The 15,330-nt window shown below is 62.9% G+C and carries 12 protein-coding genes; 2 read left to right on the forward strand and 10 right to left on the reverse strand.

Going from position 1 to position 15,330, the window contains the following annotated elements:
• The first annotated feature begins 23 nt into the window (after positions 1 to 23).
• On the forward strand, positions 24 to 221 hold the full coding sequence (locus JQ574_RS29515; protein ID WP_212207632.1) for a hypothetical protein: 198 nt from the start codon (positions 24 to 26) through the stop codon (positions 219 to 221).
• Positions 222 to 228: 7 nt separating this feature from the next.
• On the forward strand, positions 229 to 1,278 hold the full coding sequence (locus JQ574_RS29520; RefSeq protein ID WP_212207631.1) for an aromatic ring-hydroxylating dioxygenase subunit alpha: 1,050 nt from the start codon (positions 229 to 231) through the stop codon (positions 1,276 to 1,278).
• A gap of 257 nt (positions 1,279 to 1,535) precedes the next feature.
• Here the strand turns inward: JQ574_RS29520 and ftsH are convergent, their stop codons facing one another.
• The 10 genes from ftsH to tolQ all read right to left on the reverse strand — a co-directional run bounded on the left by ftsH (position 1,536) and on the right by tolQ (position 14,103).
• On the reverse strand, positions 1,536 to 3,458 hold the full coding sequence (gene ftsH, locus JQ574_RS29525; protein WP_192736823.1) for an ATP-dependent zinc metalloprotease FtsH: 1,923 nt from the start codon (positions 3,456 to 3,458) through the stop codon (positions 1,536 to 1,538).
• 289 nt (positions 3,459 to 3,747) lie between these two features.
• Positions 3,748 to 4,776, reverse strand: coding sequence for a tRNA lysidine(34) synthetase TilS (gene tilS / locus JQ574_RS29530; RefSeq protein WP_212207630.1), 1,029 nt, complete (start codon positions 4,774 to 4,776; stop codon positions 3,748 to 3,750).
• Between the two features lie 60 nt (positions 4,777 to 4,836).
• Positions 4,837 to 5,970 carry a tol-pal system protein YbgF gene (gene ybgF, locus JQ574_RS29535; RefSeq protein WP_212207629.1) on the reverse strand — a complete coding sequence of 378 codons (1,134 nt, stop codon included), beginning with the start codon at positions 5,968 to 5,970 and terminating at the stop codon, positions 4,837 to 4,839.
• A gap of 341 nt (positions 5,971 to 6,311) precedes the next feature.
• Positions 6,312 to 6,803, reverse strand: a complete 492-nt coding sequence (gene pal / locus JQ574_RS29540) for a peptidoglycan-associated lipoprotein Pal (RefSeq protein WP_212207628.1) — start codon at positions 6,801 to 6,803, stop codon at positions 6,312 to 6,314.
• Positions 6,804 to 7,092: 289 nt separating this feature from the next.
• On the reverse strand, positions 7,093 to 7,827 hold the full coding sequence (locus JQ574_RS29545) for an N-acyl amino acid synthase FeeM domain-containing protein (RefSeq protein WP_212207627.1): 735 nt from the start codon (positions 7,825 to 7,827) through the stop codon (positions 7,093 to 7,095).
• Between the two features lie 136 nt (positions 7,828 to 7,963).
• Positions 7,964 to 10,294, reverse strand: a complete 2,331-nt coding sequence (locus JQ574_RS29550; RefSeq protein ID WP_212207626.1) for a bifunctional diguanylate cyclase/phosphodiesterase — start codon at positions 10,292 to 10,294, stop codon at positions 7,964 to 7,966.
• Positions 10,295 to 10,466: 172 nt separating this feature from the next.
• The gene (gene tolB / locus JQ574_RS29555) at positions 10,467 to 11,798 is read right to left on the reverse strand and encodes a Tol-Pal system beta propeller repeat protein TolB (RefSeq protein WP_212384127.1); all 1,332 of its coding nucleotides are present in this window, start codon (positions 11,796 to 11,798) and stop codon (positions 10,467 to 10,469) included.
• 86 nt (positions 11,799 to 11,884) lie between these two features.
• Positions 11,885 to 12,817 carry a protein TolA gene (locus JQ574_RS29560; protein ID WP_212207625.1) on the reverse strand — a complete coding sequence of 311 codons (933 nt, stop codon included), beginning with the start codon at positions 12,815 to 12,817 and terminating at the stop codon, positions 11,885 to 11,887.
• Between the two features lie 35 nt (positions 12,818 to 12,852).
• Positions 12,853 to 13,326, reverse strand: a complete 474-nt coding sequence (locus JQ574_RS29565; RefSeq protein ID WP_212207624.1) for a biopolymer transporter ExbD — start codon at positions 13,324 to 13,326, stop codon at positions 12,853 to 12,855.
• 93 nt (positions 13,327 to 13,419) lie between these two features.
• Positions 13,420 to 14,103, reverse strand: a complete 684-nt coding sequence (tolQ, locus tag JQ574_RS29570) for a protein TolQ (RefSeq protein ID WP_212207806.1) — start codon at positions 14,101 to 14,103, stop codon at positions 13,420 to 13,422.
• Positions 14,104 to 15,330: the final 1,227 nt, after the last annotated feature.

A 15,330-nucleotide genomic window follows, 5' to 3' on the forward strand; every position in this document is an offset into this window, starting at 1 on the left:
CGGCATCATTGAAAGGATACGCCATGCGCTTCTGGATCGAATGCACGAGGTGCGAGACGGGGCAGGCCACCCACATCAATATCGCGCTGGTCGGCAGCATGTGGCGCGACGGCGAGCGCACCGTGCTCGCCGTCGTCGGTGGCGACGGCCAGCGCATTGAGGTCACCGAGACGCCGGAACAGATCATGGCGCGGCATCTCGGACCGCTGGCAAAGGCGTAACGACGCGATGACGGTGAGGCCGGATAACGCCTGGTCGGAAGCTGCCGTCGATCTTCGCAAGGTCGGCGCGAATCCGGACCACTGGTATCCGGTCGCATGGTCGCGCGAGGTGAAGTCCGGCCAGACTTTCGCGGCGCGGTTCGCGGGCGAACCGATCGTGCTGGTGCGCCCGAGGGAGGGCGCGATCTTCGCGCTTGAGGACCGCTGTGCGCACCGCCAGGTGCCGCTGTCGAAGGGAACGGTCGATGGCTGCACCCTGCGCTGCGTCTATCACGGCTGGCGCTACGACGCGTCGGGCGACTGCGTCGACGTCCCCTATCTCGGCAAGGGCAAGCGGCCGAACGGCGTCCGCCGCTATCCCTGCTTCGAGCGCGACGGGTTGATCTTCATATGGCCCGGCACCGGGCCTGCCGCCGCCCCCTTGCCGCAGATCGGCGCAGCCGCTGATACCGCCTACAAGACCCGGCGGTTCGGCAAGCTCGTCGCCTGCCACTACACTTTCATGCATGAGAACTTGATGGACATGAACCATCAGTTCCTGCACCGGCGCACCACCGGAAAAGTCGTGCCGCGCTATCTCGGCAGCCGCGCCGGCGAACGCTGGATGGAGGTCGATTACAGCTTTGCCCGGCCTGGCGAGAAGCCGCCGATCGGCGAGGCCGTCATCGTCGGCCGCCTGCGCGGCCGTGCCGGCACGGCGCGCGACCTGATGACGGTGCGCACCGAATATCCCTACCAGACCCTGCGGATGTGGACGAAGGGCGACGCACCGGTTCTCAGCGTATGGCTTGGTTACACGCCCATCGATGCCGCACAGCGCCGTAACCGGACCTTCGTCGTGCTGTCGGTACGCAAGCCCAGAGTGCCCGGCATCCTCGATCTCGGCTGGCCGGTGCTGGCCTGGTTCACCAACCGGGTCTTTTCGGAGGATTGCGAGATCGTCGAGATGGAACAGGCCGCCCATGACGCGCAAGGCGCCGACTGGAACAGGGAAGTGTTTCCGCCGATCCAGGCGCTGCGAAAACTGTTGCGGGCGTGCGGGGAGCCGGCTCGTTAGTCATTCCGGGGCGACGCGAAGCGTCGAACCTCAGATGTGCAATTGCACATCGGGGAATCTCGAGATTCTCAGATGTGCAATTGCACATCGTAGTTCGCGCGAAGACGCGCGCCCCGGAATGACGGAGTGTCAATTCGCCGTCAGCAGCTTACCAAGTCACTCCCACGTCTTGCCGTTGATCCTCATGGCGCGGGACAGGACGCCACCATAAAAAACGCGGCGTCACCGCCGCGTTCCTTATTCCATGTGCAACCCCCTTAGGCCTGCGGTTGCGGCTCCAGGCCGGGATCCGGATCGGGGCGCGGGCGCGACTTGCCGGCGGGCGGCACAGCGGAGGCCCGCGGCGTGGTCGGCTCAAGCACCGACTCGCGGTTCGGCTTCTTGCCATTGAGCAGGTCGATGATCTCGTCGCCGGACAGCGTCTCGAATTCGAGCAGGCCCTTGGCAAGCGCTTCGAGGTCGGCGCGCTTTTCGGTGAGAATGCGCGTCGCTTCGTTGTAGCCGTCTTCGACGAAACGCCGGATCTCGGTATCGATCTTCTGAACCGTGGCTTCCGACGCGTTCTGGGTGCGCGACACCGACATGCCGAGGAAGACCTCGTCCTGGTTCTCGCCATAGGAGACCGTGCCGAGCGCCTCGGACAGGCCCCAGCGCGTCACCATCATGCGGGCCAGGCGCGTGGCCTGCTCGATGTCGGACGACGCGCCCGAGGTGACCTTTTCGCGGCCGAAGATCAGCTCTTCGGCAACCCGGCCGCCCATCATGATTGCAAGCCGCGACGTCATCTGCTCGAGCGACATCGACAGCTTGTCGCGCTCCGGCAGCTGCATCACCATGCCGAGTGCGCGGCCGCGCGGGATGATCGTGGCCTTGTGGATCGGATCGGTCGCGACGACGTTGAGGCCGACGATGGCGTGGCCGCCCTCGTGATAGGCCGTCAGCAATTTCTCTTCCTCGGTCATGACGAGCGACTTGCGCTCGGCGCCCATCATCACCTTGTCCTTCGCCTCTTCGAACTCGGCCTGCGTCACCATGCGCTTGTTGCGGCGCGCGGCGGTCAGGGCGGCTTCGTTGACGAGGTTCATCAGGTCGGCGCCGGAGAAGCCCGGCGTGCCGCGCGCGATGGTCTTGAGGTTGATATCCGGCGCCAGCGGCACCTTGCGGACGTGGACCTTGAGGATCTGCTCGCGGCCGACGACGTCCGGGTTCGGCACCACCACCTGGCGGTCGAAACGGCCCGGGCGCAGCAGCGCGGGATCGAGCACGTCGGGACGGTTGGTCGCCGCGATCAGGATCACGCCTTCATTGGCCTCGAAGCCGTCCATCTCGACCAGCAACTGGTTGAGGGTCTGTTCGCGCTCGTCATTGCCGCCGCCGAGGCCGGCGCCACGATGGCGACCGACCGCGTCGATTTCGTCGATGAAGATGATGCAGGGCGCGTTCTTCTTGGCCTGTTCGAACATGTCGCGGACGCGGCTGGCGCCGACGCCGACGAACATTTCAACGAAGTCGGAGCCCGAGATGGTGAAGAACGGCACGTTGGCTTCGCCCGCGACCGCACGCGCGATCAGCGTCTTGCCGGTGCCGGGAGGGCCGACCAGCAGCACGCCGCGCGGTATCCGTCCGCCGAGGCGCTGGAATTTGCCGGGGTCGCGCAGGAATTCGACGATCTCCTGCAAATCCTGCTTGGCTTCGTCGACACCAGCGACGTCCTCGAAGGTGACGCGGCCATGCGCCTCGGTCAGCATCTTGGCGCGCGACTTGCCGAAGCCCATCGCCTTGCCGGCGCCGCCCTGCATCTGGCGCGACAGGAAGATCCACACGCCGATCAGCGCGATGAAGGGCAGCCAGGAGACCAGCAACGACACGAACCAGGGCACATTGTCGCCGGGCGGCTTGGCGCTGACGTTCACCTTGGCATCAACCAGGCGCTTGACCAGCGACGGATCGTTCGGCGAGTAGGTCTGGAAACTGGAGCCGTTGGTGAAGGTGCCGTGGATTTCCGGCCCCTGGATCACGACGTCGCGGACGGTGTTCTTTTCGACCTCACTCACGAACTGCGAAAACGTGATGTCCTGCGAGGACGCGCGCTGCCCCGGATTCTGGAAAAGCGTGAAGAGTGCCAACAGCAACAAAACAATGATTACCCAGAGGGCGAAATTGCGCAGATTGGCGTTCATCGATCTTCCTTCGTGGCCGCGCGGATCGTGGCCTTATGTCCTTGGCAGTAAACCTTGGGTCGTCCTAGAGCAGTCAGGCCAGAATCCCCGGAGCACTGCTTACAATCTAGGTGGCGCCCGGGTCGATGCCAAGGGAACCACGCAGGACTATTTAGCGCATCTTGCAGGACGATTTAGCGCATCTTAACGGGATTCCCGGTCAAATAATGGCGTAAAAATCAGCGTTTTTCGGGGGTGGTTAAGACTCCACACCGGTTTATGACGGGATATCAAGGTTTAGGCTTGCCTCTTATGCCGGCCTGCGACGACGCGGAGGAGCCGGCTCGACGTGAATCCGGCCTCCAATGAAGCTGATTGCGGCGCCTGCGAGGGTCTGTTTCAACCTCGGCTGGCCTTCCGATACCGCCCGATCCAGCACCGTCAGCAGGGCCTCGACCTTGCCGAGTTCCGCAGGCCCCTCGTGACCGACGCGGTCGATGGCCCGCATCAGCAGCCGAAGCCGGATTTCCTCAGGCAGACCCGCAAAGGCTGACGCATCGAAGCCAAAACGCGCGACGTCATTGCGGTCCCTCAGTGCCAGATAGCGCTCGGCGCCATCAACCAGCACTTCCAGCGCGGCATTGGCCCGCGCCAGCCGTGACGCCAGCCGCGCCAGGATTCTGGCATCGCCGCCCTCTTCCGCCAGCGCCGGCATCAGCGCACGTAAACGAGGACGCGTGTAATTGACGTCGCGGTTGGTCGGATCATCCGCGAAGGCGATCTTGGCCTTGTTCAACGTCGCGATCAGTTGCGATTTCGGGACATCCAGCAACGGCCGCGCCAGCCACACACCGTCGCGTTCGCTCTGGCGCGCCATCGCCGCCAGACCGGCGATGCCGCTGCCACGCAGCATCCGCATCAACAATGTCTCAGCCTGGTCATCGCGGGTGTGCGCGGTGAGGATATGGGTCGCGCCACCAGCGCGTGCTGCTTGCGCCAGCAGGCGATAGCGCGCCGCCCGCGCCGCGGCCGGCACGCCTGTGTTCGGCTTGGCGCCATGCCAGCGCAGCGTGCGATGGGGCAGATCGAGATGCCTGGCGAGCTTTTTGACGTCACGCGCCTCGCGCGCGGCTTCATGCCGCAAGCCATGATCGACGGTCACCGCAATCAATCGCGGCCCGCGCTTCAGGGCACGGCGCCAGCGCGCGGCGAGCCACATCAGGGCGATGGAATCAGGTCCGCCGGAAACGGCGAGCACGATCGCGGGCGCAGCCTTCCAGTCGGCGAACAGAAGTTTCGCCTGGCTCGCCGTGATCGCGGAATGGTCGTCCTCTGCCATGGACCGACCATAGCGTTATCGGGCCAAGCCTGTCCCGCGCTTGATGCGGGGTCTAACGACTCAGCACTTCACCCGCTTCTGCTCGCGGTCCACGGCGGCCTTCACGCCGGCCGAGGCGCGCGGATATTTCCGCGTCACTTCGCCGAGCGCGGCGCAGGCCGCTTCCTTCTCCTTCAGTGCCGCCAGCGACTGGCCGAGCCGCAGCAGCGAGTCCGGCGCCTTTGCGGACTTGTCGAACTTGGTGGTCACGCCGAGAAAGGCTTCCGCGGCGTCGCGGTATTGCTGGCGCTGGAAGTAGCTTTCGCCAAGCCAGTATTGCGAATCCGCGATCAGGGGATCGCTCGGATATTTCTGCGCGAAATTCTTCATGGTCTCTTCGGCGAGCGCATAGTCCTTGCGCTGCATGTAGCCGATACCGAGATCGAACTCGTCCTTCGGCGTCGCCGAAGGCGGCAGCGTGGTCAGCGCGGCGCTGGCGCCGGGCGCACGCACGGGCGGCGGCGCGCCGCCGGGATCGCGCGGGCTGGTGGCACCGAGGTCGAGCGGCTCGCCCCGTCCGCGGCCGCCGGGAGCGCCGACCGGCGCGTCATTGGCAACCGGCAACTGACCGCCGCCGAGCGCGCGGGGCGCGCCGGGGGCGTTCGGGTTCTGACTGGGATCGAAGGCGTCGCCGCGGCGGCGGCCGGTCGCCGGCGCTGCTGCCTGCTCCTGCATGATCGGCGGCGGTGCCGCGATTTGCGGCTGCTCATAGGTCGGCTGCGCCTGAGGATAAGCTTGCTGTCCCTGCGGATAGCCCTGCTGCCCCTGCGGGTAGCCGGGCTGAGCCTGGGGTTGCCGGGCGGGCGGATAGGCCTGGACCGGGGGCGGCACTGCGGCTACGCCGGGCTGGGCCGCCGGAGGCTGACCGGCAGGCGCTACCGCCGCACCGCCGCCAAGCGCCCGCAGGCGTTCCTCGAGCTGGCGGTTACGATACTGCAGTTCCTCGTTCTGGCCGGTGAGCTGCCGCAGCTGGTTCTCGAGCCGCTGGATCCGCATATCCGCGTCGGCGTCGTCGGATTGCGCCTGGACCGGCGGGGAGCCTTGCGGAGAAGAGGACCACGGGAACGATATCTGCGCGAAGGAGGCCTGCGAAGACAGGGAGAGCATCGCGGCAATCGCCACGGCGCTGATCGAATTGAGAAACCTGAATGACATTTTGCCCTGACGACGAAAATTCGGCGTGACATCGAAAGCCGAACACATTGAGAGAGGGAGTACGCCAGAATTGTGACTGGCGTTTCCGAATCCGGAAGCCGGATTTCGGTATGGTTTAGTATCAGCTTCAAAACAAGCAAGCGGCATGGTCGGCGGGCCGTTCATCAACGGATCAGGCCCATGCACGCACCCGTGAACGGGGTTCGGCTGTTCTTCGACCTCGAAGGCCCCGAAACCGCCAGACGCAGCGAAAGCTGGCCGTCACCCGCGGCTTCATCATACGCCCAAAGCAAAACCGGCGCCCCAAGGCGCCGGTTCTGAAATTCGGCAGTCGAAGCCGCTCAGGCGCCGGCGTTCAGCACCGTGACCGCGCGGCGGTTCTGCGACCAGCAGGAGATGTCGTTACACACGGCGACCGGGCGTTCCTTGCCGTAGGAGATCGTGCGCATGCGGTTCGGATCGACGCCGCGCGAGGCGAGATAGCTCCGTACCGACTGGGCGCGCCGTGCACCGAGCGCGATGTTGTATTCGCGGGTGCCGCGCTCGTCCGCATGGCCTTCGATGGTGAAGGAATAGCGGTTGTAGGTCTGCAGCCACTGCGCCTGCTTTTCCAGGGTCGCGATCGCCTGCGGGCTGAGCTCGGTCTGGTCGCTCTCGAAGAACACGCGGTCGCCGACATTGACCACGAAGTCCTGTTGGCTGCCCGGGGTCGCCGCACTCGCCATCGCCCCATCGGCGCCGACGTTCTTGTTGGCGCAAGCGCCCATCGACAGGGCCACCGCGAGTACCGCGGCCAGTTTCAATCCCTGGAGGATGCGCATCTGATGTTTCATTCCGGAGCCTCCACGCTCACGTTTTCCGACTGTTATCCGGTCTACAGGGCGATGGTTAAGCGAACGTTCCGTCAACCTTGATGGAACCTTGCCAGACCCGATCAAATGCCGACAAACCGTGAAAAGCGCCCACGATGGTTAATGGTTTGTAAATGTGGCGCGACGGTGAAGGCAAGCGGGCTGAGGCCGAAATCGTCACTTTGGGCGCGCGGCACAGGGCGGTTTGTGCGCCGATTGGGCGGCCCCTGCCGGCGGATAGCAAATTCCTGATGATTCCGGCCCGGCAGCTTCAGGAACTAGGAACGATCGAGGCTCGCTCGAAGGTCGATATTTCGGCATCCTGGAAGGAATGAGGCGCACGCTGGAACAGCATCCGCCGCTCGAATGCACTTGAGCGCATGATGGGAAACCGGGTCATGACGTGTTCCCGCACGGCGCGGAAATCGGACGCCATCAATGCCACCTTGGCCAATGCGTTCGGAAATTGGCGCGGGTCGGCGATGGTCTCGTTAAGAAAGACCCGGCGATAAAACGACTGGTGCGCGGGGCGAACGAGCGCGAGCCCGGTATCGGCGTTGAAATACTCGCATGCCAGATAGGCCAGCCGCACTGTCAGATAAGGAAGCTCCGGGAAACGCTGGGCTTTATCCGGATCTGCAACAAAACGGGCCGGATCGATGAAAACTTCGCCGCGATCGAGGCGAGGATGAAGAACATCGCCAAACAAATCGGTCGTGCAGGACATCCGTTGTTCGGACGTCAGGACGTGGAGACGGATGGAGCTATAAAGTTCTCCGTCAACATAGATTCCGAACGTCCAGGCATTGGGCGCATCGTCGTAGCGATCACTGTAGCGCTCGGTCCCTGACGGCGGAATTAAATTGCCGTGCGTATAGGCCCTGTAGCGCATCAAATAGAGCTGGTCTTTCGCCTCAGGAGTTTCGATGGGTCGGTAATCGACGCGGTCAAACAGCGCTCCTCCCCGAACAGCGAACGAAGCGCGCGGTTCGGCTTCGGATTTCATCACGTACTCCATCACTTCGAAACAACCTGAGCGAGTACGAAAAACTTAACAGCTCCTTAACAAAATTGCAAAGCTATCGAGACGTTAGGGTTAACCTTTGTGGCCGTAACCGTCCGTAATATTACGGGAAGTTGTATCACGCGATCGAACGCGACGGCACCACAACCAGCGGCTCGTCCGGCGAACGGCGGCCGTGGGAAGCGTTCAGCAATTGGCGAACCCGAACCGCCGGGACCGGCCGGCTGAACAGATAGCCTTGCGCCTCGGTCACCGTGCCATCGGTGCTGATCAATTCGAGTTGTTCGTTGGTCTCGATGCCCTCGACCACGACCGACATGCCGAGATCGGCCGAGAGCCGCGCCACGCCCCGCAGCAACGTCAGCGGACGATCGGTATCGATGCCTTCGAGGAAGGAACGGTCGATCTTCACTTTCTGCAGTGGGAAGTTGTGCAGATAGCTCAGGCTCGAATAGCCGGTGCCGAAATCGTCCAGCGAGATCCGCACGCCGAGCGAATGTAGTTGCGACAGCACATCATGGGTCAGCTGCGTGTTGCGCAATAACGAGGATTCGGTGATCTCGATTTCGAGCCGGTGCGCCGGCAGGCCGGAGACCTCGAGCGCGTAGCGGACTTCGCTCAGCACGTCGCGCTGATGGAATTGCTGCGGCGAGAAGTTGACGGCGACGCTGACGGCCTCGGGCCACTTCATGCACTCCATGCAGGCCTTGCGCAGAATCCAGCGGCCGAGATCGACGATCAGGCCCATATCCTCGGCGACCGGAATGATATCGATCGGCGACACCGTGCCGCGGATTGGATGATTCCAGCGCAGCAGCGCCTCGCAGGTCGCGATCTTGCCCGACTTGATATTGACCAGCGGCTGATAGAACAGTTCGAACTCCTCGTTCGCCAGCGCCTTGCGCAGGTCGAGTTCAAGGATGCGGCGCGCTTCGACGGTTTGGGCCATCTCGTCGCGGAAGAAGCAGAAGGTGCCGCGGCCGTCGGCCTTGGCGCGGTACAGCGCCATGTCGGCATTCTTGAGCAGCGTATCCGCGCTGACCCCGGGAGAGGTCATGGCGATGCCGACGCTGGCGCCGATCTCGACCAGATGATTGTCGATCTTGTAGCGCTCGCTCAGCCGGTCGACGATACGCCGGGCAAGACCTGCCGCATCCTCGTGGGAATGAATGTCCTGCTGGAACACGACGAATTCGTCGCCGCCAAACCGCGCCACGAAGTCCTCGGGACGCAACATCTCGCGCAGCCGGCCCGCAACCGCGCACAACAACTGGTCGCCGCAGGGATGACCCAGCGTGTCGTTGACCTGCTTGAATTGATCGAGGTCGACGAACAGCAGCGCCGACAACCTGTCGGCGCCTTGCTGAATGGCCAGCAGGCGCCCGATTTCGTCGCGGAAATTGACCCGGTTGGGAAGCTCGGTGAGTTCGTCGTAACGCGCGAGATGGCTGATCTTGGCTTCCGCGTCGCGCCGCTCGGTGATGTCTTCGAGCAAGACCACCGCGCCTCCGCCCGCCATCGGCTGGAACGTCCATGACAGTGACCGGTTGCGCGTGAAGTCGGGATCGGTCGTGATCATGTCCCGCGCCTGCGAGCTCTCGATTTCCGACAGGATCATGCTGCCGCTCGCGTGCGAAATCGAACCAGAGGCGACGCAGGCTGCAATAATGTCGGACGCACTGGCGGCACCCTGCACCGAATCGTCAGGCAGGTTCATCATCTCGCTGAAGCGGTGGTTCATGACCGCAAGGCGGCCGTCAGCGCCGAACATGCACAGCCCGTGCGGCATGTTGTTCAACGCGGTATCGAACTGGCCGGCCAGCGCCGCCTCGCGCTCGCGCGCCATCAGCGCCTGCATGAATATTCTGTGCAGATTGGCCGAAATCTGTATGACCACCACGAGAAATGCGGCGCACAGGACCGACATGGCCATGTAATAGGGCGTGCCACGCAATGCCAGCGCGATGACCGTTGAGCCGAAGCAGAGGTAAGCCTGCAGCTGGAATATCCATTGCCGTCCATAGGCCCTGCCCGCACCGCCCGCCACGAATCCGGTGGTTGTGGACAGACAAATCATATGGGCGACGGCGTCGTCAGAGACCAACAGGGTGGTGCAGCACCAGATGCCGACCGCGGCGGCCTGGATGATCGCCCCGATCTGATGCCGGCTCTTCCACCGCGCAGCTTCATCGGCGGTCAGCGTCGCTTTGCGTGTGTGGTACCGCCGCAAGTCGAACGCCCGGATGGCGGCGGCGAAGATGAGGAGCGCGACACACGCCCAGATCAGCGGTTCTCCGGTCTTCAGCGCGGTCACGGCCGCCGCAACGGCGCCGAAGAAAAGACCCGTGAGCAGCGGAGCGCGAGTTTCGAACAGCGAATCGATCAGCGCCGCGCGAAGATACGGCGACATCTTCTGGTCGGACTCTCCGGTCTGGTTTGCGAGCTGCATGTCGGGTGTACGCCGTCCTGTTCGGGTGCGTAGTCTTACCCTTTGCAGATGAAGTCTTTCTGAGGGAATATCGTTACCAAGACGTTGCTTTCGATTTCAGGCTATAGAAATCCCCTGATAAATCAGCACGCTAGGCAATGTTTGCCGATTAACGCCCTAACCCATGGAACGCTCAGGACAACAGCGGAGACCATGCCGGATCGGAGGCGAAGCCGGGGGTCGGAACCCGCAACTCGTTGCGCCCGGAGATATCGACGGTGAACAATGAAGGGCCGCTGTTGCCGCCGGGCTCGCGGAAGAACATCAGCACCCGGCCGTTCGGCGCAAAGGTCGGGCCTTCGTTATGGAAGCCCGAGGTGAGAATGCGTTCGCCCGATCCGTCCGGCTTCATGATGCCGATCGCGAATTGACCACCGCCCTGCTTGGTGAAGGCGATGTAGTCGCCGCGCGGCGACCACACCGGCGTCGAATAGCTGCCCTCGCCGAACGAAATGCGCTGCGCGCCGCCGCCGGTCGCGCCCATCACATAGATCTGCGGCTTGCCGCCGCGATCGGACTCAAAGCAGATGCGGGCTCCGTCCGGCGAATAGGACGGCGAGGTGTCGATCGCCGGCGTGTCGGTCAGCCGCGTCGTCGATTTCGAACGCAGATCCATCACGAACAGGTTCGAATTGCCGCCCTGCTGCAGGCTCATGATGACGCGCTGGCCGTCCGGCGAGAAGCGCGGCGAGAACGACATGCCCGGGAAGTTGCCGACGATCTCGCGCTGCCCGGTCTCGATGTTGAACAGATAGACGCGCGGATCGCCCTGCCCGAACTCCATATAGGTGATTTCCTGGGTCGACGGCGAAAATCGCGGCGTCAGCACCAGGTCGGCGCCGCGCGTCAGATATTTCACATTGGCGCCGTCCTGATCCATCAAGGCCAGCCGTTTGACGCGGCGTTCCTTGGAGCCGCTCTCGTCGACGAACACCACGCGGCTGTCGAAGTAGCCTTTCTCGCCGGTCAGGCGCTCGTAGATCTGGTCGGAGATGATGTGGGCGATCCGCCGCCAGTATTCCGGCGAGGTGAAATATTGCTGGCCGGTGAGCTGCTGGCCGGTGTTGACGTCCCAGAGCCGGAATTCGGCCTTGAGACGGCCGTCGCCCTGCCGCGTTATGCGGCCGGTCACCAGCGCCTGCGCGTTGATGCTCTTCCAGCTCTGGAAGTTCGGCGCGGCATCGATGTTGATTACTTTCTCGATGTAGGCCGCCTGATCGATCGGCGCGAAGAGACCGCTGCGCTTCAGGTTGTTGGTGATGACCTGCGTGACGCCGGCGCCGACCTCGGTGTCTGCCGGCGTGCCGGCAGCGAAATTCGGGATCGCGATGGGGAGCGGCGTGAATTCGCCCTCGGGCACAATGATCCGTTTCGGCGCCTGGCCGAAGGCACGCTGGCCGCTCATCAGCAGGCCCGCTGACGCCATTCCCGTAATGATCTGCCGGCGGTTCGGGCGAAACAGCATGTTCGGCAATCCATCTTTGTCAGTCATCGCTTCGACTTTGCTCATATCCGTGATTGCCGGGAGGTGACCACCAAATTACAAAAGCTTCAGGTCTTCTGTTCGGTGAACACCGGCGCAAAATATTTCCATTCCTCGAAAAACGCCGCAGGCAGCTTGTACGGCTGGCATTCGATGATCGCGCGCAACGCGCTCTCCTGATAGACGCGCAAATACGGCGTTGCCGGTGTTCCTTCCGGAACCGGCATTCCCTCGAGCGTACCGTCGCGCTTCAGGCGGATCGCAAACGCCGCTTCCGGCTTCTGCGACTCGATGCCGCCATAGGGTTTTTTCCAGCATCGCTCGACCTGCTGCTTGAACATCGATCCCCAGGTCGCGGAATTGTCTGCTGCCGTGCCCTTTGAAGTGCCAAGCGCGGCGTTGGAATTCAGCGTGGCACCAGTCGCGGCTTGCCGCGTCGCGTCGCGCTTGTCCAAGAGCGCCGCAATCTGCGTTTGATCGAAGTGCCGTTCGACGATCTTCTGCTTCTGCTCCGGCGGTTTTGCCGCAGGCTGGGCGACCGGCTTCGGCGGCGGCTTCTTCTCTTCCTTCTTGATGGCTTCCGCGATCGGATCGACCTTCGGGGGATCCGGCTTCTTCTCCGGCTTCGGCTCTTCCTTGGGCTTTTCGGCGACCTTCGGCGGATCAGGTTTTTTCTCGACCGGCTTCTCCTCGGCCTTCGGCTGCGGCGGCGGCGCAGTTTCGGTGATGACCGGCGCCTTCTCGGTCACCTTGCCGACCGCGTCGTCGATCGGTTTGGCTTCAGCCACCTTGTCGACCAGCGGCTTCGGATTTTCCTTCTTGCCGGTCTTCATGCCGGCCATAACCTTGGCGAGCTGGTCGGGGGAAATGACGTCGACGGCGACCGATTCCTCCGGCGTCATTTCGTAAGCCTTGGTCGAGAACGACACCAGTCCGTACCCCAGCACGAGGACGTGCAGGGCGACCGACGCAGCCAGTGTCTTGTCGATCTTGAGCTTCACTTAAGTCTTTCCGCTCCGCGCAAAAACGGGATCGCTCACGAGCCCCCCTCAGGGATGATCACGATGTTCGCCTTGAACCCCGCCGTCCTAATATACCCCAATAACTTCATCATATCCGTGTAACAGACGTCTTTATCGCCGCGCAGATAGACCACGCTCTCGGCCTCCGACCGGGTTTCCCGGATAGCCTTGATTTTGGGCAGCAAGTCGGCGGCAGGGATCAATGTATCCCCCAGATATAGTTCGACATTCGAATTGCAGGAGCCGCCGGTGCGCTTGACCGACAGCGTCAATGGCGGGGCGTTCGACGCCAGCGACTTGCCGCCGCTGGCGACAGGCAGATCGATATCGATGGTCGAGGTCATCAGCGGTGCGGCCACCATGAAGATGATCAGCAGCACCAGCATCACGTCCACCATCGGCGTGACGTTGATCTCCGCCATCACGGCGGCGCGCCGCCGGCCGCGGCGTCCACCGCCACCTGCCGAACCTGCCATGTTCATCGCCATGATCGGATGCCCACAATGCTCACGATTGACCGCTCCTCACGCCGTTTATCCGGGGCATGATCTGGTCCGAAAACCGGTTTCCACTCTTCGGGATCATGCCCGCTCATCGATCTGGCGCGACAGGATCGCTGAAAATTCGTCGGCGAACCCCTCCAGCCGCTGGGCCTGCCGGTTCACCTCGGAAATGAACTTGTTGTAGAAAATAGTCGCCGGAATGGCAGCGATAAGGCCGATCGCGGTGGCAAACAGCGCCTCCGCGATACCAGGCGCCACCACCGCCAGCGAGGTGTTTTTCGAGGCCGCGATCGACTGGAAGCTCGACATGATGCCCCAGACGGTTCCGAACAGGCCGACGAACGGCCCGGCCGAGCCGACGGTGGCCAGCACCAAAAGCCGCCGTTCCAGCCGCTCGACTTCACGGGCGATGGAGACGTTCATCACCTTCTCGATCCGCATCTGCAGGCCGGCAAAGGAGCGGGTCTGGCTCTCGAACGAACGTTTCCATTCGCGCATCGCCGCAACAAAGCACGCTGCCATGGATTGCGTCGGCTTGGCGGAGAGCGAGCGGTAAAGCTCCTCGATCGACTGCCCGGACCAGAACGCCTGTTCGAAACGGTCCATCGCACGCTTGGTGCGCGCATAGAGAAAAATCTTGTCGATGGCGATCGCCCAGACCCAGACCGAACAGGCGAGCAGCCCCATCATCACTGATTTGACGACCCAGTGCGCCTGCAGGAACAGCGCGATCAGCGACACGTCTGACGCGGCCAGCGACAGCGATTGCGTTTCGACCTGTTGGGCGCTGGCTGACGAAGCCGTTGCCAGAAGGCAGGCCAGCGTCACGAACTGCAGGAATCTCCGGATCACCAGATCATATCCTCTCAATGCTCTCGTTTGGGCATGACCCTCTTCTGAAAACCGGTTTCCACGTTTCCAGATCATGCTCTATCTCTTGTTTGGAGCATGATCTTTTCGGAAAACCGGGTCCCACTTTTCCGGATCATGCTCGGTCTCTTGTTTGGAGCATGATCTTTTCGGAAAACCGGGTCCCACTTTCCGGATCATGCTCCTTCCCAAATTCCTCCGGGAGCGACTGGCTGCCGGTTCCACAGCCGCGCATCGGGCGCGGCGAAAATGCGCCAGCGCGAGAGCCTCATTGGTGTCACATGGGGGGCCCGTCCAAAGCCGGGTCCTGCTTCCCCTGCCAACGTGTCAAAACGAGGGCTATCCGCGCGTCTTTACGTCCCTAACCAGACGCTAATCTTGGTTAATGCGAGGTTACCAAAGGACAATTTGACTGCCGGAAATCAAGGCAGGCCGGACGGTTATGGGGGCTGGAACCGGGTTCCCCGGCTCGGGCGGCCCTGGGGTCTTGCTCGGTGTCGTCCCGGCCTTGAGCTCAGATGCGCAATTGCGCATCGGGGGGCCCATACCGCGTGATCTCTCGATGAGGTTCGGTAGCCGAGACCATCCGCAAAACTTCTTCCTGTGGTTATGGGTCCCGGCTCAAGGCCGGGACGACAGCGGTGTTTGTAGCTACGCTGTACACCAAACGCAGTTTCGCGATCTCGCGACGCATTGCGCCCGAGCTTTGCTGGAAACTTCCCGCCCTCTTCAAATAGAGGGCGCAGGGAAGACCGGGTGCGCGCTGCACCCGCGGTCCCGTGTGCGGTTAGCACAAAACAAAATGCACACGAGCATACAGGGCAGCGGAGAACACCCGGCCTTCCCTGCGCAATGGCTTTACGGCTTATGCCGTGCTCTCCCCGGAGACGAGTTCTTGGTTGACTCCGTCGCTGCCGTTCGGCTCTCGCCTACCCGACAGCTTGACACCTGCAACGGGTGCCAGGACCACACGGTTTTGCCGTACGCTCATCCACGCCGTCGTCTCAGCGTAAACCAGCGTCCACCGCAACCCGCCCAACGTCCGTGACGACGGCCGACGCCCTTCTGACCAGGACGGGATGGCGATAGATGCGCACTGATTTGGGTCGGCCGGCAACA

The organism is Bradyrhizobium sp. AUGA SZCCT0158 (assembly GCF_018130065.1).
In the GTDB taxonomy this organism is placed as follows: Bacteria; Pseudomonadota; Alphaproteobacteria; order Rhizobiales; family Xanthobacteraceae; genus Bradyrhizobium.